Raw genomic sequence first — 20,569 nt, forward strand, 5'->3', positions numbered from 1 at the left:
TCACTTCTTTAGATACATTGATCATTACATTTGGACACTATGGCTGGCTGTATTTTCGTCATTCAATTTTGGGCATTAAATTTAGATACTTAGATAGACACTAGTTAGCTTATTACTCTTACAATTGCGACTAAGCATACTAACTATAAGTCTCTTTAATTTAAGTGTCAATATTCTGTACAGACAATATTTTGTACATAATGTGAAAGTATAAGAAAAACAGCCTGTCATCGACAGGCTGTTTCCTTTTATGCCGCTTGAAGTACTTTCTGCTCAAGCCAAGCATTGATTTGGCTTTCAGTCCATGTTGGCATACTTGTGGTCAAGTATGTCGGTTCAGGAAAATCACCACGACGAATCATCTTCCAAAAAGTAGATTCTGCGATATTCAACAAACCTTTGCTGGCAGGCTTGTGTGAAACTCTCCGTCTACGACCACTACGATCCACATAGTCCTTTGCTGGGCGTTCAGGGTAGTTCACTAAATCTTTTACACGATAGCGTAACTCTAACATTTTACTGGTTTCCATTAAGCCAAATTCTACTCAATCATCAATTCAATTTCATCAGACTTTTCGTGTGATGCCGACTTAATGACTGTCCATGACCTGATGGTAGTGACTCAGTGAGTTTTTTTTTAGCATACTACAAAGATAATAAAATATTATACTAGAATATGTGTTAAATTTATAATTATTATAATATTTTTATTTTGAGCATGATGAAAGTTACTAATGAAGACATCAATATTCTAGAGGTGGAAATGCTTAATTGTTACCTTTACCATGCAGGTGGTGTAAGGGCTTTGAAAGAGCAGAGGGAATTTGCCTCTGACGAAATTGAGTTTATAAAAAAATGTATGGCTGATGAGATTGCACTCAAAGGAGAAGCTCAACTTTCACAGTTTTATGGGCTGAATCAGTTATTAGATCGTATTGCTCAATTAAAAGAAGAATTATTGGGGGCTAATGATAAGCAAAAAAATAAACATAGTGTTGCTGGCTATAAACCAATACTTTATGCATACCTAGCACTTGATTTTGATCAGCATGTTTTTCAGCATCCTAAGTTACAACGCCGAATCAATGGTATAAAGAATGTGAAAAAGCGCTATGAAGGTAATCTCTATGAAAAGCGAGAGATCATTTATAGGGTATTACGAGAAACTGCAAAAATAAAAGGACGCTGGAAATCTGTTACGGCTGCAATTAATGATGTTTATCCGACACTGGAAAAAGAGCTTAAAGCTTTTGATCAAAATTGGATTAAAAATCGTATAGCAGAAAATACCGGCAAAATTGCAGAATTACAGGATGCTTTAGAAAATAATAAAAAACGATATGAGGGATCTTGTGATATCAAAATTCAGGATCGAACCTATATTAGCTACATTAAAAGTCTGGAAGAAGAAAACAGAGAATTTATACGAGCTTTAAACGCCCATAATGTTGCAGATATTTTGAAGAAAAAAATGGCTTTTAACTCGAATGATCAAGAACAGACACTTCTTAATCATGTACGGAACTGCCCAGAGCTGCTTGCAGAGATTATTGAAAAAGATTCCAAATAGGGAGGAGTGTTGGTAATGGGGTGGTGACGAATAAACGTTTAGGCCAATCGATGGTGCTGATTTAGTAGATGAATTACGATGGATATTACAGAATTTAAGTTACCCTTAGCAGCCGATAGAGACTAGGAATTTACTTATTCAACACTTACATTAGTTAAGCAGTTCAATGTAAGCGAGGTCATATTTAAATAAATGGTGGGTGATGATTCCTATAGATTGGTTCCCATGATTCTTAATCCTGTTTTTACTGCTAATACTCTTTATGTTTTTTTAGGTGAGGGTGGGCGGCGTTCTATGATCAGACCTCTTCTTAATTTTTCTGGGTCTACTTTGGTTGTGGCTTTTGTGCGTGTATATAGAGTTCGTTGACCTGTTTGGCCTTGGGTAGGTGATTGCATGCCAAGAGCATCGTCTTTTTGTTCAATAGCTTCTTTTTTTTGTTCTGTAGATGCAGTCTTTCCACGTTCTGTCTCGGATAAGGTCATTTCATTTTGACGGGGGGCTGTAGGGAGGACGTGGAGACTAATCTCATTTGTAGATTGTATTTCTTCATTGATGCTTTGACACGATTCTGTCGGGGTATGATTTTCGCTCTCGGGCGGCATTCCGTTTAGACAATTTTTATCAATATTGTCTAAATCATTTTCTAGTTCTACTTGTGAATTATTCTCATCTATAAATGGGGTGAGAGATGGTTTCAGGCGTAAACTCTGCCGATAGCTTGCAAGTTCTGCCAAATAGGTTTTTTCACGCTCATAAGCTAAATCTAGCTGTTTCTGTAAGGTGATATTTTGCAAATGCATCATGTTTAATATATGTCTAAAATTTTCTTGATTGTTTATCTTCGTTTTCTTAATTACTAATGAAGTGATAACTTGTAGCGCATCTTCATAATTTATTTTACCATTTAAAATCATTAATTTACCTTTTTTATTGAGATAGTAGATTTTTGATCTAGAGAGACCTGTCAGTTCGCTCAGTTCAATAACAGTCACTTCTTTCATGATTAAATTATGTCTAAAATAAGTATAATTAGACATAATTTTATAAAAAAATTGACCGATTTGCCATAATTAAATTAACTCTTTAAGTGAATTAGAGATTTAAAAAGATGTAGTTATATTACTCACAGTGCATAATGTTTTTATTCATTGTTAATGATGGTAAAATTTGATGTGAATAATAGTGAAAATAACTGTGATTAATGGGATGGAATTTATTGTTTAGTTCGACTCGATCCAGCTAATATAAAGGATATTTACTGGTTTTGGGTATGTTAATGGATAATTATAAGCTAATAATTAAAGATAAAGATCTATTTGATTTATTTTTTAATCAAGTTCCTTATATCTGGCAAGCCTTAGATCGCTCCGTGAAGGAAGATCAGGAGTACCAACCTGCTTGTTTATATAAAGAATCTGTTCAGGTTATTCGGGCAATCGATAAGTTTGTAGATGATTTGAAGTCTGGAAGTTTACCTCGGGCGACTCAGTTGAGAATTAGTGTGACTGGGCATGCTGAATTTGACCCTTCATTCCTTGTTTATTTTAAAGCCCTTCAATTTGAGCGCAAAATGTTCGATATGACTTATCTTGGGCTTGGGTTAAATTGGGTTTATTATCAAAAGTTTTTAGAAGAAGATGCAGTTAAGCTACCAAATAATACTGCTTGTATTGAACAGGTTCTGTCGGGTTCTGGTGGTTTGCAGGAACGAAAGCAACAATGGTCACCTTCAAAATTCCATTATCAAAAAGCATGGAGATTGATGAATTTTTTTTCTGAGTTGCAGAAAAATCCATTATATATCGAAGAAACTAATAAGCAGACTCAGCAGGTTGTAGACGAGATCAATCATGCTTTCGCACATTTTGATACGCTTTTATCAATACATCAGGAAGTGTATATCTTGGTGATTGATGTTCGTTTCTTGCGTATAGTGAGTCAAACTGAGAATGAACCGTTAGTGCAATTGATTGAAAAAGTACTTAGAGATCGGGCTGAGATACAGAATACAATTTTTAAGATGATCCCTGGTTGGCTGCGAGCATATACCAAGCTTGGACATGATTATCAAAATGGTTTAAAGCTTTCATGTGTTTTTATACTAAGAAGTTATAGCATTGATCAGGAAGAAGTGATTGTTACTCGTCTACAAGCATTATTGAGGAATAATTTTAGTCACTATACTGCGATTGATGTCGTTAATGGAAATGAGTTTGTACGAACACATGGTAAGAAACATGCTGTTGGTTCTGTCGGAATAAATACGCCTGTTCGGATTGAACAATTTAAGTATTGGGTACTCAGCTATTTTTTTAAAATGGATTCAATAGCAAAGCTTATACATCCTGAAAAATCTCTTGAGGTGAATAAGGTTTATATGCATCCGAGTGGGCAACAGCCAAAGATAAAGAAGCAGGCTGTGTCATCCAAGATAAGCCCTCCACCTAAAAATTTTGCACAGGTATTGCAGGAATGCAAAGTACTCAAAGGTATCTGGGATGTTAAACATCTTGCGAAGCGCGTAGCTGATCGTCTGCTCGTTAGCCAGATTTACTACAAAGAATTTTGTGCTGAACAAGGTATTTCAAAACAGTATGGTGAGTGGTTGTTCCAAATTGAAGTATTTATTGAGACTTTGTTAAATAATCAACAACCCGTCTTTAATGAGGTGAGATCAGCGCATCAGACCTACTTTTTGAATGCTAAAGATATGCAAGAATCCGCTACACAGCTTGGTCAGCAGTATTTATCGCTTGTGAAGCAGGTTGCAAGTGATTTTAATTTTTTTAGGCAGATTGATCATTTAATTCAAAATTACGGTTTACGTACATGGTGGTTTGGGCATGAAGACAATTTGAACTTGTGGATTGGTTTTCAGCAGATTTTTACAGGATTTATATTCAATCAGCCTGTCGACTCTGTTGTGTTAGGCCAGTTAAATACAAACCTCCAAGCTGTAAGGAATTATTTTCTTGAACAACAAAGACTAGAAGTAAATAAACGTGAACTTCTGGAAAAGCATTATGCTCAAGGTGTACGGAGGTATACAGATACACGAGAATACTTGAATAGCGTATTAGAGCACAATTGTTGGGCTTATCGTATTACTGTCAATGCGAATTCATCAAAGGGGTGTTTGAAACAGTCTGAGCTATCAAAATTATTTACTGAATTCATGCGCTTAGCAAAGCGAGCGAAACCTTGTTATTGGTTGCGTGGCTACGTAGGTATTTGGCAAGAGAAGAACTGGCCGATCGCTTCAGAATTTACAATAGATGTCGTATTGTTTTTTAATGATCGTTGTCAGGCGCAATTACAAACTCTAGTCTATGATCTAGATCAGCGCTGGAACAACTTTCTTGATACTAAAGCTGCTCAGACTTTAAAGCTGCAAGATGCAGAAGATATAAAGTACTATGGCTCCATTAAACCGAAAATATTAATGTGTTCGGTTGATGGATTGAATACAGAAGATAAGACTCAGAGTACGTATCATGTCTGTCTTGAAGCACATGATCGTAAAATGAAAAAAAGAGTCATTGAGCATGTCATACCCTATTTCGCTTATCGGGATGTATTCCACGCTCGGTTTAGTCAGACAGTTCCTAAAGCTTTTATTAAAGGTGTGATACTTAAAAAATAGTTGGCCTTAGCGTTGAGCAAGTTTAGTTTCATCCACTCATTAATTTCAAAGGCGGACCTGCCAACAGGATTTGTGGTTAAGTGAACCTGTTTGTGGAAGGGGGATCATGGTAATCGGATTTATAGTCTAACAAGCTGTAGAACGTGACACGACTTAGGTTTGCAATAAAAACTAATTTCTGCCTTAACTCTCGTAAATGAGATTTTTTCTAAAAATACAGGATTTGTAGGGTGGGGGAAATTGGATAGACCTATGAATCGATTGATTTTGCAACTACTGAGTCTTGTGATAAGTCGGTAAATAATATTATTAATTAAATACTTAATATTAATTAATATTCAATATTCAATCATAAATACTTCACTAAGATACTCATAGTGAAATAATCAATTGATATTAGAGACTTAATAGTGATGTCTACTGAATCTTGATATAGTCAATCAATGTGCTACAATCCCTAAATGCAACTTATAGCTATCAGTCCTGAGATCGATCTGAATCTTGGTGTAGGATTCGCCATATAGGTATCTTCATACATAAAAAAATAATGTTGTCTCCTTAGTTATGTACCAAACATAACGAAGGAGCATCTCAATGCAATATGACTTATCTCATCAAGCTGGCGTCATGACAGCCGTACATGGCTTTGTTGACTGGGTGCTGAATCTGGAGCTAAATCAATCTTCCTTTATCACGCATCTTTGCTCACTGATTCCTGCATTTCAGATCTTTGATCAAGACGGCATTGAGTACAGTGCATCCATTCAGGCTTTTAAAGATATGACTCAAGCCATTGAAGCACTAAGAGGGACTCTATGTCTAGAGGATTACTTGCTACGGCTATCTTCTGTTGAGGTAGTAAAGTTAATGCGAAGTTTGAGAGATTACCGTAGTCTGATTCTAGATGAGATTCGCTTATTCAGGCAGCAGGAATCAGATAATCAAATCAGCTTTTTGACTTATGTTCAGCAAATGATTCAAGATCATTATCAAGTTCTGATTGTCCGTGTGGATTTAGGTTATTTAAAGAAATTTATGTCGAATGTCACAGTTCATGACTTCTATCTCCATATTCAGTTTCTATGCAAGTACCTAAAAGATAAGAATGGCTGTTTTAAGCATATATTGGGTTATGGTTTAGCTTTAGAGCAAGGGTGTTATACAAAGGGCTATCATGCGCATCTGATGTTGGTCTACAACGGTTCAGAACGTTGTCAGGATTGGTTTCTAGGGGATCAGGTCTTACAAAAGTGGCAGACTATTACCCATGGTTGGGGTTATGGGAGGAATGGTAATACTAAAGAAAACAAGGAGCAGTTTGCCAATAAAGGCTTACTGGGTATTGGTTTGATTCACCGTAAGCATCCAAAAGAGCTTCAAAATGCTTTGAATGTTGCCAGATACTTAACCAACCCAGAAAAGTATCTACAACAGATGTTAGTTAAACCGATTAATAAAAGAACATTCTTTAAAGGCATTTACCGAGTGCATGGGCGTAACTATCAACTCATATCCGATTAAGTGCCTGTAAAAAAATATGGATGGAGCAGTTCTATGAAATCCACAACCTTGTAGAACAACCTCCATGGATATTACACACATTGAACACCAAACAGCACCACGCCTAGAGAAAGATGTGCATGACTTTTTTACTCAGGCACGCTATGGGGCTTCAGGTCCCAAGAAAAGCGATGTTGAAAATGAAAAGAATCTGAAACAGGAATGGTCACAGGTTTTTTTAGATTATTTTGGCGACTGGAATTTTTTGATGTATTCGCATCGAGATGCTGAGCTTGGCTTTTGGATTACTCAATTTCGAAATGCTTATTATTGTGTGCTATCACAAGTAAACCCGTATGCACGTTACTTTATACCAGATACGACACATACTAAGAAATGGATGATTGAACAGATTCTTGAAAAACTAAAGACACTATTTAAGACGACAGGCTTTAATGAGCGTTTACATCAGTACAATGACCAATATGACAAGCATATCAATCAAATTCGAGACTCGTATATTGAGGTCAGCAAGACAAGTGTAGATGCACCAGATATCAAATTTTATCTGAGCTTCCCATCAGAGACAGAGAAACTGCAAACGATTGATTGGGTGATTAAATCATTTCGAAAATTTGAAAAAAACTTGAAATGCCAACCTTGGTTTAGAGGCCAAGTCATATTTACCTACTATCACTTAATTCGTGATAGCTACAGAAACTGCTATGTCATCCGTTTTTACTTAACCTTTCAAAAAGTTTTTTATTCTATCGATACGAATTATTCAGCTTTGATACTGCGATTATGGCAGGAAGCAACGGATGGATTAGGAACATTATTGATTGTAGATGAGGAGCCATCTAAGCAACCATCAGGTAATCCTTTTGGTTTAGGTCGTGATGACGTTCTGGCATTTCCTGAGCCACAAGACCCATTAGATGATTTAGATAACGTGCCTGAAGTTGCTTCTAGTGTATCTGAAAAGATGAATAAGATTTGTATCCTAACACGTGGGTTTAAAGCCTTTCATGGAAAAAAATGGTGATTGAATCAAATCAAATGTAAAACAATTGACCTCTGTATCTATTTGATTAGATACGGAGGAGTTTGAGGGCATATATTTTTTTACGGTGATGGACATGATATGTGCAGAAAGAACGCCTTCATACCACATCGGAGTACATCAGATGAACGCGTTAAATTCACAAACATTTCAGATCAATCAAATTTTAAACATCAGGCAACTAGTTGAAATCACAGGGCTGAGTCGTGTCACAATTTATTCACTTCTAGACCCCAAATCAAAATACTACGATGCTAGTTTTCCTCAGTAGATTCATTTAACGATCAATCGAGTAGGTTGGGTTGAGCATGAGGTGAATACGTGGATTAGTCAAAAGATCAGTGAACGTGGAATCAGTACTAATTGAATAAAAGTTATGAATTAAGATTGTTGCCCCATCAGTTGTAATACAAGCGCGTAAGCAAAATAAGGAAAAATTTATTCAGCAATGAAGAATGCTTGAGGTGGGGTAAAATCTAAGATTTGTTTACAATAACGGGGCTGTTCATCTTTTTATTAATCACGAAAGGTGAATTCGTTATATGGATGAGAATATTCTTGCCTATACTTTGGACCACGAATACATTTGGGTCGCAACATTTATCTCCGTCAAGTTTACTACTGGTAAATTATATATCAGAATAGAACACTATGATTTTGGGTATATTAAGTTTATTTGTTATTCAAAATGACAAATATAATCTACGACTTCACTTGTATGAATCTTAAATTGGCTATGGGCTGGGATTTGAAACGACTCACCAGATTTAAAGATTTTTATGTCAGGCACATGACCAATTTGCACACTACATTCCCCAGAGATAATTTCCATACGTTCGGCTAGATGAGTCTTAAAAGTTAGTGGTTCCTCAGATGGAAGAATTACACCTAAAGTTTTTTTAGTTCCGTCTTTTAATACAATAGCATGGCTGATCGATGCGCCATTAAAATGAACATTGGCTTTCTTTTTTATTGAAATAAAATCAAATTGCTCTGACATAGGCTGGTTCCTAATATTTAATGTATTGAGACTATATTAATAAATTATACTAAAAATTCTCAAGGATTTAATGATTGATAAATTCTGACTAGATCATGGTTGATTCACTTACATTATGGCGTGTCGAATAAGCTATAAACAGCTAAACGTATTGACACCCTTTACTTCGCTGATTATCCTTGGCTTGCTGACCTACATTGTCAGTCGGTTTTGACGGACCGTTTTGTAAGACGACATCAGAGTTTTCCCTTCTGAGGGCTGACTTTGTGTGTACTTCTCGTCCTTCTCTCGTTGCGGTAGGGCGAGAGAGGGACACCTTCGGGTGTGCTGGAGTCTTACCCAGTCCGTCAACCCTTTCTCGTTCTGCCACCATAATCTTTGTATTTTGGGCAGAACTCCAAGTTGATAACGGAGTCGACCATGTGCACTACATTCTTAAATTATCATTCTATTTTTACCTCAGTGCTGTGTACGGCTTTGTCATCACTAAACCAATAACAGCATACATAAAACAATAATTTTATCTGGGGTAAACAAATGAAGGATGTCCATCCTCTGTTTGTCTGTGTGCTCGGATCATTTTTACTGATCGGCTGTGGAAATAAAAATTCTTCCACTGAAGTTTTAAGCCCTGACGAAAATGTAGCACTCAGCCAACGACTTGAACCAACACATCGACCTGTTCTGGTCGAAGCTAAAGCATTACAACCTTTCTTAAATCAACAACAACTGCCCGAAGCAGATGTCTCAGGCTTCCGTGACTATCTGCATGCCCAATCAGGCAATCGATCTGCATTGCTACAATTCCGAGAAAAACTGCAACTCAAGCCGAATCAAATTTTGGTCTTAGGGATAGAAAAACCAAGTCAGCAATCCTTACTGGAATTTCCAAAGAATGACCTATTTGCCAGTGCTAATGATCTGGTGATTAACCATGCACGAATGCTGAAGACCCCAGTTACAGGAGAGAGCAAAGGCGAATTTGAAACTACGGAGCAATACCAGCAACGGATTCAGGCAGAACAAGCCACTTTAAAAAAAGCCACAGCCAATCTCAATGTTGACCTTGGACGATTGGAGGATGCCTTAAATTATTTGGCTTACCCAATTGCGATCAATGTACTTAGTCCATCTAGTGAAGACTCAGCTCAGTATGATGCGGATCGGCAAGTCATGCATATACAGGCATCGAGCACCAATGCTGCGGGCTACTACGATTCGACTGTATCCAAGCTCAATCTAGTATTTAGTGCATCACCCAAAAATGCTGAAATTATCCTAGGCAATCTACGTGATGAACGAGATAAGCGAAACTATCTCGGTTTTATTTTGAGTATGCAGCAAGGGCAATTGGTTTTAGAACAAGCCATCCTCTATCAGCACAACAACAATGATCGCTATCTACGCCTTGCAACGATTAATCCGTCACAACTGTATTTGACCACCCGACCATTGAATGCAGATGAGTCCAACAAGAATCTCAATTCAGAACAACCATACTCACTCAAACAAAAGTTGTCCTTCCAGTTTGGGCTTAAGCATTACCGTAATCCTGAACAGCAGCAAGCTGAACCTGAATTAGAAGTCAGACCACCAACTGAGGAAGAAATCACCCAGCTTAACCTCAATGCAGGGTCAAGTGATATCGAGGGGACACTGTAAATGTTAGAGATCTTTAAAAATAAATCCGTTCGAAATATCCAACTCCTGTGTGGTCTGTTGTTACTCGGTAGCTTGTATGGATGTGGCAGTAAGGACATGCCAACGGAACTTCCCAAAGCAGATGCTGTACTTCAGTTATTACATGCTCAAGATGCTTCAGTGATCCAGATCAAGTTACAGCAATGTCAAGTCGGCAATTTATTTGCAGGTCAAGAAGGCACCAGTGCCAAGTACGACATCTATCGCTGTCAGATCACGGTTGAACGCTTTGATGATGAATATAAGCAATCCTTCCTCAAAAATCAGGTCATTGATTTACGTCCTTATGATTCAGAGACAGGCTGGCAATTGGTTGCATCGAACTAAGCACGATCACAAAGATGAAGAGAATAACTAAACATGAAAAAAGAATTTGTAATCCCTTACCTAAGTATCGCTGTGTTGTATTGGTTCAGTCTGCTATGGCGTATTGAGGACAGTGGTCCACTTGCAGCCTATCTATTGGGTCGTGCCCTGATGTGGCCGTTCCAATTATTGAAATTTATTTTTTGATTAAAGCCTTAACTTGCCCAAGAGTGAAAAAATAATGATGGACTTTAATCAATTTAAACAACAGTTTCCGCAGTTGGATTTATTACAGGCTGATCCTGCTATTTTCTTAGCACCCCAAATTCCCATGAATAAGATTCTGGGAGCAATGAGTTATTTGCCTCCCCAAACCAAAACTGAACAGGTATTGATCTTGGTGGATGAAACGGTATTTGGTCATGGCAAGAATGGATTGTGTCTGACGACGCAAGGGATCTATTTCAGGGAAGCCTTTGCCAATGCAAATACCTATCCAATGAAAGCAATCACTTCGGTGGGTTATTCGATGGGGATGCTTAGTAAACAGTTAGTGATCAATGGCACAGTTAAAGTGACCTTGGCTCAGCCTGAGAAAGCTGGGCTACGGCTATTGGCAGATTTCCTAAACCAATATTGTGCGCTTCATAAAACACAGACTGACTCATTGTCATCAGCATCCATACAGCAACAAAGCCAACCCACAACGATCCCAAACCTACAACCGATCATCAAACTGTATGCTTATTTATTACTGGGGTGGAGAGGTGAGTGGAGCAATCAGGTGAGGGCATTGATGCAACAGTTATTTGACCGTGAATTTGTTAATCCAGTGGATCAGGCATTTCTAGAACAGTTGATGCAACAAGATCAGCAGTTTGATTTTTTTGACCTCCTTGATGAAGTCACTGCGATTCAAAACAGCCTGCCACCCCAACTATGTCACAGCCTGCTTGAGGAAGTGCTAGTGTTGATGGAAAAAAGGAACTTTGAAATTGAAACAGCACGGGACCATTTCTTTCAGATCAGTACCGCTTTAAATGTTGATCAAGCAACTGCTACAAGCATTCTTGCACAATTCCCAGCATTTATAGCAGGGAATACTTAATCAGAATAAAGAAATTTCAAATACATATTACCTATGTGAAGACCCAGCACCCAGCCAAGACACAAGCTGACTTGGTGCTGTTTTAACATTCAAGAAGGTAAACCGAATAAAGGAAAAATAATTGTGAAACGATTAATGAAATTGATACTACCTACATTAATTACCCTGCCGCTGATGCTGACTGGATGTGGTTCAGGTTTTAACCCCGATCGTATGGAAGTCAACCTCAATACGGAATACAGCCAAGGAGGATTGTATGACCGTACCTATGTGATTCTAACCTTACGTTCACTGGACTCTGAGCCAATCACACTAAACAAGGTCGATGTAAACAATGGGCGCTGTAGTTATACAGGCAGATACAATGATCCAATCAAGCTGCCTGCCTATTTCCAAATTGGACAATCCCTACAGCTTTACTTGCGATGTTCCTACGATGCTGTAGTGAAGGTTGATATTGAGACTGATCAAGGTGCAGCAAGCTATAGCTTTAAATAAGCAGGCTCAAACCAAAATATAGACTTACCCAACACGCGACAAAGACCATGCCCAATATGGGCATGGTTTTTTTATGCCTGCAAATCTCAAGATTCGGATATCAAAATCAATATTCACCTCCACTGACAGGACTTTCGTGATGAGTACCGTACATTGTCCTTATTGCCATTCAGAACAGGTGATTCTTAGAGAATCTCAATCGAATGGTCCACAGTATTTTGAAAAAATCCTAGACGCATTTTCCCCGCCTGCGATGGCTGCACTGGGTATCAAACTGGCAAAAGAAGCAGGTATCCCTCCGTATATCGGTGGGCTGATTGGGGTGGTGGTCGGTGGAACACTGATCATGGTCAGCCAACATTATTTCTATCGCCATTATAAATCCGCTCAACATTATCACTGTCTGCAATGCGGACAGGACTTTGCTGTAGCTGCTTAAGCTTCATTACTCAATTATTGATTTATACAACCTGACTTCACTCAATTTTATTTTTAAACAACTTCACTTTTATAGAGGAATTATTTCTATGGCACATTTAGTTGAAACCATGGCATTTGTAGGACAAACCCCTTGGCATGGCTTAGGTAATCAACTCACACCAAACCAACCGATTGAGGTCTGGGCAAAACAGGCAGGCATGGACTGGCGGATTGAATCCTCGGATGTCAGTTATATGGCTGAAAACCATAAACAACAAAGCCTGATCTTGCCGTACCAAGAGCAACGGGTCTTATATCGCTCAGACACGCATGAACCTTTATCAGTGGTGAGTCAGCGCTTTCAGGAAGTACAACCCATGGAGATCCTACACTTCTACAAAGACTTGACTGAACAATCGGGCTTTGAACTGGAAACCGCAGGGGTACTGAAAGGTGGGAAGAAATTCTGGGCACTCGCTAAAACAGGACAAACATCTGCCTTAAAAGGAAAGGATGTGAGTAATGGCTATATTTTATTGGCAACAGCCTGTGATGGCACATTGGCAACGACAGCTCAATTCACATCTATTCGAGTAGTGTGTAACAACACTCTAGCCATTGCCCTCAAAGGGCAAAACACCAGTGCAGGTGTAGTTAAAGTTCCGCATAGCACCAAGTTCGATGCCGAGAAAGTTAAACAGCAACTCGGTATTTCGGTTCGTGCGTGGGATGAACATATGTATGAAATGAAGCAACTGAGTCAACGTAAAGTCACCCAGCAGGAAGCAGCAGCCTACTTTGATGCAGTGTTTAATAACACCAACTTGAGTATGGCTGAACAGGATGAAAGCATTATTCAGTTCTATCGCAATGCAGCCATGCCAAATCAAACAAGCTCAACCAAAGCCGACAATAAAACTGAACCGAATGGACGTGCGATGTCGAAAGTCATGACCATGTTTAACGGGCATGGACGTGGTGCTGAACTGAGTTCAGCGAAAGATACGGCGTATGGTTTATTGTGCGCAATTACGGAATTCACTGACCATGAACGTCGAGCGATGAGTACTGACCATCGACTCGATTCTGCATGGTTTGGCGCTGGGGCAGCGATCAAACAGCGCGGTTTAGAACAAGCACTTCGAATGATTGCCTAAATTCAGTTTCAGTTAAGTCTTCTACATTAGCCTAAGCATACGGTAACACCATACAAGTACAGCAGTACCCTTTGCCACATTTCCAGATGTGGCTTTTTTTATGCATAGATTTTGGTTCTGAGCTGAAATAATTTTCAATTCTTGATTGAAAAAATGAATTTTTGCTCAATCATAAAGGAAATAGCTGAGCGACAGCAGGAACTAAAATCACTATGCAGTATTCTAAAAATCTCTTTATCCAGCAAATTTCTGAGACAGAATTTGTGTTACAAGTAAACGATAGTAAATTAGCTGAAGAGCTAGAGCTGCGTTTACCTAATATCTTCGGGCGCTATATATCAGAGCCTAAATCCATCAGTAATGGTCAGGAATTGGAATATCACTTTAGTATTTCAGGCGTGGATTTAAACAGTTTTCAAAGACATTTAACTACTTTAACTCCTGAATTGCTTGATAGTTTATCGAGTCATTAAGCTCAACTATTGAGATTTTTTAAGATAAATCTTTATTGATTTGAAAAGACCACATCACGCGATGTGGTTTTTTTATGCCCAAAATTTAGTTTTTACGATTTTACCCATACAGGAATATTTCTAATGAATAGCAATACTCAAATTCAAAACACATTAAACCATCCACCGCTACAGCCGTATTCACCAAACCTGAATCCAACCACCCAAAACTCACTGACTCAACAGGTTGAAGTCGGAACTCGAACCAAACGAGACCGACTGAATACGCAGCCACGAAAAACTAAAGCTCCAGTAGCAAAACGTCTCGCCAATACCAAGCAGATGAATTACCAGCAATGGCTAGAGGTTAGAAAACAAGGTATTGGCAGTAGCGATGCAGCAACTGCCTGTGGACTTAATCCGTATATGTCGATGCTGGAATTATGGATGATCAAGACAGGGCAGATGCAGCAAAACATTGAAGACGAAAGTGCAGGCTATGCACCTTTGTACTGGGGCAAGCAGCTTGAGCCTTTGGTGGCACAGTACTACAGCATGCACACTAACCATAAAGTACGTCGAGTCAATGCAGTACTGCAACACCCTGATGAAGACAAACATTTTATGCTTGCCAATTTGGACTATGCCGTGGTTGGTAATGGTGAAGTTCAAATATTAGAGTGTAAAACAGTAGGTGAGTACGGTTCAAAACTGTGGCGAGATGGCGTACCACTGTATGTACTGTGCCAAGTGCAACATCAGTTAGCCGTGACAGGAAAACAGGCAGCACATATATGTGCTTTGATCTGTGGGCATGAAACTAAAATCTATAAAGTGACACGTAATGAAACCGTGATTCAGCACATTATCAATGCCGAACGCCACTTTTGGCAATGTGTGGAAACAGGTATTCCACCCAGTGTAGATGCCTCTGATTCAGCAGCCAAAGCCTTGCAACAGCTTTACCCAGAACAGATTCCATTAACAGTGGAAGACCTGACTCAAAATGAACAAGCCAATTACCTATTTAATCAGTTGCTTGAAGAGAGGTATAAGGTTGAGCAGCATCAACAGTATTTTGATGAACTCAAACATCAATTACAAATGATGATGAAAGAGGCAGAACGAGCAGTGTTTACAGGGGGATCAGTGACATGGAAGAAATCACAAGACTCAATCAGCCTAGACAGTAAATCCTTACTGAAACAACATCCTGAATATCTCCAGCAGTTTCCACAGACCAAAGCAGGAACACGAAGATTTCAGATTTATCCGAATGGTGGATAACGAATACCTCCAACCAAACCGATCCCATACCCTAATAGGTATGGGATTTTTTTTATGTCTAATTTTTATTTAAAGGAAATGACCATGATTAAAGGTTTAGCAATTACCCCACCTGTTTTGGGTCGTATCAGCATAGGCAAGATTGTAGAAAAGAATGGCAAACGTCTGCCTGAAAAAGATGACCAATTTACCATTACCAGCCAAATTCAAGGAAAAGACGGATGGATTAAGCATCCCTTGGATGAACAGCTACGCGCCAAGGCACAAAACCAGAAACTCAGAACCATTCCAGTCCGTATGATCTTCAATGATCCTGAACTGAATCTACGGGCAGAGTACAGCTTATTTGATCGACAAACAGGACGTTTAATCTGTTCAGGCAATGGAGAAAGCTGTCAGCGACTCGGACAAAACGGTATTGAACAACATCCATGTCCATCACCTGACTTATGTCCACTGGCTCAAGGTGGGTTGTGCAAAGCCTATGGCAGGCTCTATGTGAATTTGGATGAATCAGATGAGTTTGGCACATTCATCTTTAGAACCACTGGTTTTAATAGTATTCGAACATTGGCAGCAAGGCTTCGGTACTATCATGCTGCGTCGGGTGATCTATTGTCATGTCTACCATTGCAATTGACTTTAAGAGGCAAGAGCACCACCCAAAGCTACCATACTCCGATTTATTACGTGGATTTAACCCTACGAGATGGCATAAATCTGAAAGATGCAATTAGCTCAGCCAAACAGATCAATGAACAGAGCAAGGCAGCAGGATTTTATCAGGAGGTTTTAGATCATGTGGCACGGCAGGGGTATGGTAATGCCAGTTTTGAGGTGGGTGGAGAAGAGGGTTTGGATATTGTTGAGGATTTTTATTCGGATGAATCAAGGCTAGAGCAGCATCAACAATCTCATGATTTGACTCATGTTCAGGATATTCAGAAGGAATTGCAGCAGAGTGTGAAAGCAGTGAACTAAGAATGAGGTTTTAGAAAATTAAATGTGTTGTAGGTGATGCATTTGAAGAAAGTGCAACACTTGCAGCCATTGAAATGATGAAAATTGAGGTTCCAATTATTGTCGCTGAGCATCTGTTGGCTTCATAAATTACTTTTGATAAAGGTTGAACAGTGAAAACAGGGCTAGGATTGTTTACCTTAGTATAAACTGCTTAAAAGATAGATATAAAAAAGACCACTCATGATGTCGATTTTTTATTATACTAATCAAAAATATATGAATTATTTAATATCATAAACTATGAATGAAACTAACATAGCTTTAGCTAATATTACTGATGCAGGTTTATTTGAACGTTTGGCTTCAGATGTACTGAGATTTGCTGAGCCTGAAATTTATAGAAGTATTTCTCATCAAGGTATGAATCCACAAGGTAAAACAATTAAAGCACCTTTGGATAATGTAGGTTGGAGTTATGTGAATGGAGAAAATAGAGTTGTTGCAGTAGCACATACAACGACTTCGCGTAATGACTTAGAAACAAAATGGTTGAGAGATTTAGATAATGTTACGCCTAGAAAAGGGAAAAATCCTACGGGAAGTGATGGTGATTTAGTTAAAGCAATTAAAGAGTTAGTTAAGATTAGACGGGATAATCCTGAGTTAAAAGCAAGATTAGCCTTGATGTGTAATAGTGAAGAACCTCAAGTAATACGTATTCAAGCTCATCAACTAGCTTCGAACCATAATATTGAACTCGAGATATGGTCCAACTCAAGTATTGCATCATTTTTGGATATTGACCCGAATGGACAAACAATTCGGCATAAATATTTTGGTATTTTACCTACAGTTTTATCTTATGAAGAGCTTCTAAGAGTAGGCGGTTTAAGTACTTTACATTTGAATTTTAAACAGGAACTATTTGTTGAACGTGATGACATAAAATTTCAAAGTTTAAATTTAGTCATTGGAACTTCTGGTTCAGGGAAAACTACGATTTGTACAAATCATATACTTAAGAAATTAGGTAAAGTACAGCCAGTTTTAGTACTTCGGGAAGAAAATATACAAAATTCTTTAAACCTAGAAGAGGCTATTGAAAAAGAATTACTCAGATATTCTGATCGTTTAATAAAAGAATGTGGAAGAAAGGCTTTAGAACTATGCACTTCGGAAAAACCTTTAGTTCTCTTAATCGAGGATATTAACAATACAAATAATACTGAACAACTAATTGAAAAAATTAACTCATGGGCAAATAATGAAAAAAGAATAAATATCTTGTGTCCTGTTTGGTATCAAAAGATAAGCACACTTTCACTAAAGCTTAAAGAGGAATTATCTAAAAATGGATTTTCATATCTTTACGTAGATAATTATACAGATGAGCAAGCATTAGAAGCATTGCAAAAGAGGTGTCAATTAGACAAGATTGATATTGATGATTTAACGTTAAATAATATTGCAAAACAAGTCGGTAATGACCCACTTTTACTAGATTTAGTTAATTATAGAGCGGATGGAGCTACTGATAAAATTCTTGAAGACTTTGTTGTAAATACATTAGAAAATATTGCAAATCAAAAAGAAAAATTTCGTGATGATCTAGAAAAAACACTTTTAAAAAGTATTTCATATAGTATTTTTAACAAGGTAAATGTAGTAAATTTGAATCAATTATCCGATTTTTTAAGTCGTGATGAAAAATCAGATCTTAAGAATATACTTGATGATGGAAGAATTATAAGGCTTGATGAAAAGAGAAATATTATTTTTCGTCATGATAAAATAAAATTTCTTATTATGGCCCAAGCTATACAACATGCTTTAGAAGCAGAAGAGTGTTTAGAATTTTTAACGGATCCATATTTTTCAGAGACAGTAGGTTTATCATGTTTCCTAGCAGCATTAGATGCCCAACAACTTGACTTACTGACGCAACATAATTTTCTGATAGGTATATATGCATTTTATTATTCTATTAAAAGTAATTCTAATTATAGTAATACTTGTTTAATTACTATTTCAAATTGGCTAGATAATGAAGAGAATAAAAACTTAGGTAAGAGTGCTTTACGGTTTAAGTCGCTCATAATTTTAAATGAAATAGTACATCCATTAGTTCCAAAAATACTTAATTTATATCCTAGGCAAGATCGACAACATATTTACTATGAGTGTAGTTTTAAAAATGGTAATTTAAGCGATGGTATAAGATGGATAAGATTTTTTCCATTTGAGATGGAGTATTTACAAGTTCAATTAGTTGTTGGTTTTGTTGAAAAAAAATATAAAAACAACTTAAAGATTAAAATATTTGAACTTCTTGAAGATAAGAATACAGACATTAATATTATTAATTCATTATTTGTAATAATTGGGTATATAGGGGACAGTACTTATTTAGAAGCTATAAAAATAGCAATAGATAATATTGAAGAAAAAGATTATCTTTATATATTTTGGGTGTTATCACGAATTTGTGATGAAAGCTCTGTTGAATTATTAGACATGGTTTTAAACTATTGGAATAACTTATCGGAAGAAGAAGATCAGTATCAAAGTTCACCTAAAAGTTCATTCACAATGTACACATTAGATTTTAAATTTAAATACTATTTGCCAACCCAGTCGAGTATCGATTATTTACTAAATCATGAAAATGAGAGTAATTTAAAAAATTACATTCTATGGTTATTAAGATTAGTAGATCATCCTGATGTGTTAGAGGCTCAGGTGAATAAATTAGCAGATAGGGATAAAAAAGGACATCATACTTGGGGATTGATAGCTGATGATGTGGTCCGTGCTTTTGAAGAAGGTAAACCATTATGTCAGCCCTCTAAGAATAGACTAAAAGAAATATTTATAAATGAAAAAAATGACTCTTTTGCACGAAAGCATGCTTTAAGTATCTGGGTTAGTAGTCCTAATGATGGAGATCTAGAAATTCTTCAAACCATCTCAAATGAAGATGAAATTTACGACCGATTCCTAATGGCAAAAGCTCAATATAAAGATTTGAGCATAGTTGATCAGGTAGTAGTAAAAATAAGAGAAAGTAATTCAAGCTATTGGTGGCAAGTAATTCGCCATATCTGGCATGAGAAATTTGAATTAATATTGGAAGAGAAAATTTTAACTATAAATGATAATAATCATTGGATGTTAGGTGAAATTTTTGAAAAGATGTCAGTTCCTAAAGCAGAGCAATTGCTTGAAAAATATTGGGAAAATATTAGCCAACATAATGTTTTTATACATCTTGCACTACTAGTGGCAACAGACAAATTGGTGTCATTAGTAAGTAACTCTTTACAAGGAAGAAATTTGGATGAATGCTTTAAATATTTTAATCATCTTTGGGGATTTAAAACAAAAGGTCGAAAAGGAATTTATCGTTATGAACAGGTAATGGCAATAAAGCCTTATATTCAATATTTAGATGATTTAGCGAAAAGAATTTTATTAAAAATTTGTTTGGAAAATGGGTGGAAAGATTTCGCAATACAATTTATAGATCCTTTAATACCAATTGAGTATCAGTCTTCTTTAAAAATTGATACAACTAAGCTTTCAGAAGAACTCCCAGATGGTAGAGTTATGTGGTCTGATAGATGGTTAGATGATTGTATAAAGCAAGGTTGGAATAGAAATGAGTCTGTAATCGTATTGATTGATTGGCTAAAAACTAATTATAGTGATTTAGCAGTAGATATTGTTTCATCAAATCTTGACTATTTAGGTTCTAGAAGTAATTTTTTAATATTAAAGGAAATATGTGATCTAAAAGGTAAAAATACTAAAATTCAACAAATACTAGAAAGAACATATTGGTCCGTTTATTCAAGGACTTTAGAGTAGACACAGGAGGCGAGTATAAATATTTCTAATT

The 20,569-nt window shown here is 37.1% G+C and carries 18 protein-coding genes and 1 pseudogene; 16 read left to right on the plus strand and 3 right to left on the minus strand.

Translation table 11 applies throughout. From position 1 onward, the window contains the following. Positions 1–248: 248 nt before the first annotated feature. The gene (locus tag F909_RS10705; RefSeq protein WP_005150474.1) at positions 249–515 is read right to left on the minus strand and encodes a helix-turn-helix transcriptional regulator; all 267 of its coding nucleotides are present in this window, start codon (positions 513–515) and stop codon (positions 249–251) included. Positions 516–718: 203 nt separating this feature from the next. On the opposite strand from F909_RS10705, the gene F909_RS10700 reads away from it, so the two are divergent. Beyond that, positions 719–1,570 (plus strand): hypothetical protein, encoded by an 852-nt coding sequence (locus F909_RS10700; protein WP_005150475.1) that lies wholly within the window; start codon positions 719–721, stop codon positions 1,568–1,570. A 260-nt stretch (positions 1,571–1,830) separates the two neighbouring features. Here F909_RS10700 and F909_RS10695 read toward each other — a convergent pair whose 3' ends face one another. Further along, positions 1,831–2,610 (minus strand): hypothetical protein, encoded by a 780-nt coding sequence (locus tag F909_RS10695; protein ID WP_005150477.1) that lies wholly within the window; start codon positions 2,608–2,610, stop codon positions 1,831–1,833. A gap of 239 nt (positions 2,611–2,849) precedes the next feature. Here F909_RS10695 and F909_RS10690 point away from each other — a divergent pair, with 239 nt between their 5' ends. The 4 genes and pseudogenes from F909_RS10690 (at position 2,850) to F909_RS20810 (ending at position 8,146) form a co-directional block, all read left to right on the plus strand. Beyond that, a complete protein-coding gene (locus F909_RS10690; protein WP_017402191.1) occupies positions 2,850–5,216 on the plus strand; it encodes a hypothetical protein in 2,367 nt (788 codons plus the stop codon). Positions 5,217–5,810: 594 nt separating this feature from the next. Then, entirely contained in the window at positions 5,811–6,737 is a 927-nt protein-coding gene (locus F909_RS10685) for an inovirus-type Gp2 protein (protein WP_005150481.1), read from the plus strand. A gap of 64 nt (positions 6,738–6,801) precedes the next feature. Beyond that, a complete protein-coding gene (locus F909_RS10680) occupies positions 6,802–7,761 on the plus strand; it encodes a hypothetical protein (RefSeq protein ID WP_005146008.1) in 960 nt (319 codons plus the stop codon). 142 nt (positions 7,762–7,903) lie between these two features. After that, positions 7,904–8,146, plus strand: a pseudogene (locus F909_RS20810) (helix-turn-helix transcriptional regulator). A 312-nt stretch (positions 8,147–8,458) separates the two neighbouring features. Here the strand turns inward: F909_RS20810 and F909_RS10675 are convergent. After that, a complete protein-coding gene (locus F909_RS10675; RefSeq protein ID WP_005146015.1) occupies positions 8,459–8,779 on the minus strand; it encodes a pyrimidine/purine nucleoside phosphorylase in 321 nt (106 codons plus the stop codon). Positions 8,780–9,316: 537 nt separating this feature from the next. On the opposite strand from F909_RS10675, the gene F909_RS10670 reads away from it, so the two are divergent. The 11 genes from F909_RS10670 to F909_RS10625 all read left to right on the plus strand — a co-directional run bounded on the left by F909_RS10670 (position 9,317) and on the right by F909_RS10625 (position 20,538). Further along, a complete protein-coding gene (locus F909_RS10670; protein WP_005150491.1) occupies positions 9,317–10,441 on the plus strand; it encodes a hypothetical protein in 1,125 nt (374 codons plus the stop codon). Beyond that, the gene (locus tag F909_RS10665) at positions 10,442–10,807 is read left to right on the plus strand and encodes a hypothetical protein (protein ID WP_005150493.1); all 366 of its coding nucleotides are present in this window, start codon (positions 10,442–10,444) and stop codon (positions 10,805–10,807) included. It abuts the gene before it with no gap. Between the two features lie 33 nt (positions 10,808–10,840). Continuing rightward, complete coding sequence (locus F909_RS21260) at positions 10,841–10,993, plus strand: hypothetical protein (protein WP_005150496.1); 153 nt, start codon at positions 10,841–10,843, stop codon at positions 10,991–10,993. Positions 10,994–11,027: 34 nt separating this feature from the next. Continuing rightward, positions 11,028–11,894, plus strand: a complete 867-nt coding sequence (locus F909_RS10660; RefSeq protein ID WP_005150497.1) for a hypothetical protein — start codon at positions 11,028–11,030, stop codon at positions 11,892–11,894. A gap of 123 nt (positions 11,895–12,017) precedes the next feature. After that, positions 12,018–12,392, plus strand: coding sequence for a hypothetical protein (locus tag F909_RS10655; RefSeq protein WP_005150499.1), 375 nt, complete (start codon positions 12,018–12,020; stop codon positions 12,390–12,392). 139 nt (positions 12,393–12,531) lie between these two features. Beyond that, on the plus strand, positions 12,532–12,831 hold the full coding sequence (locus tag F909_RS10650) for a hypothetical protein (protein ID WP_005150504.1): 300 nt from the start codon (positions 12,532–12,534) through the stop codon (positions 12,829–12,831). A gap of 88 nt (positions 12,832–12,919) precedes the next feature. Continuing rightward, the gene (locus F909_RS10645; RefSeq protein ID WP_005150506.1) at positions 12,920–13,969 is read left to right on the plus strand and encodes a DUF932 domain-containing protein; all 1,050 of its coding nucleotides are present in this window, start codon (positions 12,920–12,922) and stop codon (positions 13,967–13,969) included. A gap of 212 nt (positions 13,970–14,181) precedes the next feature. Continuing rightward, the gene (locus F909_RS10640; RefSeq protein ID WP_005150507.1) at positions 14,182–14,442 is read left to right on the plus strand and encodes a hypothetical protein; all 261 of its coding nucleotides are present in this window, start codon (positions 14,182–14,184) and stop codon (positions 14,440–14,442) included. A gap of 123 nt (positions 14,443–14,565) precedes the next feature. Then, positions 14,566–15,708: a YqaJ viral recombinase family nuclease gene (locus F909_RS10635; RefSeq protein ID WP_005150509.1), complete on the plus strand. Its 1,143-nt coding sequence runs from the start codon at positions 14,566–14,568 to the stop codon at positions 15,706–15,708. Positions 15,709–15,792: 84 nt separating this feature from the next. Continuing rightward, entirely contained in the window at positions 15,793–16,689 is an 897-nt protein-coding gene (locus F909_RS10630; protein WP_005150511.1) for a recombination directionality factor, read from the plus strand. Positions 16,690–16,971: 282 nt separating this feature from the next. After that, a complete protein-coding gene (locus F909_RS10625; protein WP_005150512.1) occupies positions 16,972–20,538 on the plus strand; it encodes an NACHT domain-containing protein in 3,567 nt (1,188 codons plus the stop codon). Positions 20,539–20,569: the final 31 nt, after the last annotated feature.

It is taken from the genome of Acinetobacter sp. ANC 3929 (genome assembly GCF_000369405.1).
Classification (GTDB): domain Bacteria; phylum Pseudomonadota; class Gammaproteobacteria; order Pseudomonadales; family Moraxellaceae; genus Acinetobacter.

What these genes read in the sequence shown, in the direction of transcription:
- F909_RS10705 (WP_005150474.1), bottom strand. Translation starts at nt 515, where the DNA reads ATGTTAGAGTTACGCTATCGTGTAAAAGATTTAGTGAACTACCCTGAA.
- F909_RS10700 (WP_005150475.1), top strand. Translation starts at nt 719, where the DNA reads ATGATGAAAGTTACTAATGAAGACATCAATATTCTAGAGGTGGAAATG.
- F909_RS10695 (WP_005150477.1), bottom strand. Translation starts at nt 2,610, where the DNA reads ATGTCTAATTATACTTATTTTAGACATAATTTAATCATGAAAGAAGTG.
- F909_RS10690 (WP_017402191.1), top strand. Translation starts at nt 2,850, where the DNA reads ATGGATAATTATAAGCTAATAATTAAAGATAAAGATCTATTTGATTTA.
- F909_RS10685 (WP_005150481.1), top strand. Translation starts at nt 5,811, where the DNA reads ATGCAATATGACTTATCTCATCAAGCTGGCGTCATGACAGCCGTACAT.
- F909_RS10680 (WP_005146008.1), top strand. Translation starts at nt 6,802, where the DNA reads ATGGATATTACACACATTGAACACCAAACAGCACCACGCCTAGAGAAA.
- F909_RS10675 (WP_005146015.1), bottom strand. Translation starts at nt 8,779, where the DNA reads ATGTCAGAGCAATTTGATTTTATTTCAATAAAAAAGAAAGCCAATGTT.
- F909_RS10670 (WP_005150491.1), top strand. Translation starts at nt 9,317, where the DNA reads ATGAAGGATGTCCATCCTCTGTTTGTCTGTGTGCTCGGATCATTTTTA.
- F909_RS10665 (WP_005150493.1), top strand. Translation starts at nt 10,442, where the DNA reads ATGTTAGAGATCTTTAAAAATAAATCCGTTCGAAATATCCAACTCCTG.
- F909_RS21260 (WP_005150496.1), top strand. Translation starts at nt 10,841, where the DNA reads ATGAAAAAAGAATTTGTAATCCCTTACCTAAGTATCGCTGTGTTGTAT.
- F909_RS10660 (WP_005150497.1), top strand. Translation starts at nt 11,028, where the DNA reads ATGATGGACTTTAATCAATTTAAACAACAGTTTCCGCAGTTGGATTTA.
- F909_RS10650 (WP_005150504.1), top strand. Translation starts at nt 12,532, where the DNA reads ATGAGTACCGTACATTGTCCTTATTGCCATTCAGAACAGGTGATTCTT.
- F909_RS10645 (WP_005150506.1), top strand. Translation starts at nt 12,920, where the DNA reads ATGGCACATTTAGTTGAAACCATGGCATTTGTAGGACAAACCCCTTGG.
- F909_RS10640 (WP_005150507.1), top strand. Translation starts at nt 14,182, where the DNA reads ATGCAGTATTCTAAAAATCTCTTTATCCAGCAAATTTCTGAGACAGAA.
- F909_RS10635 (WP_005150509.1), top strand. Translation starts at nt 14,566, where the DNA reads ATGAATAGCAATACTCAAATTCAAAACACATTAAACCATCCACCGCTA.
- F909_RS10630 (WP_005150511.1), top strand. Translation starts at nt 15,793, where the DNA reads ATGATTAAAGGTTTAGCAATTACCCCACCTGTTTTGGGTCGTATCAGC.
- F909_RS10625 (WP_005150512.1), top strand. Translation starts at nt 16,972, where the DNA reads ATGAATGAAACTAACATAGCTTTAGCTAATATTACTGATGCAGGTTTA.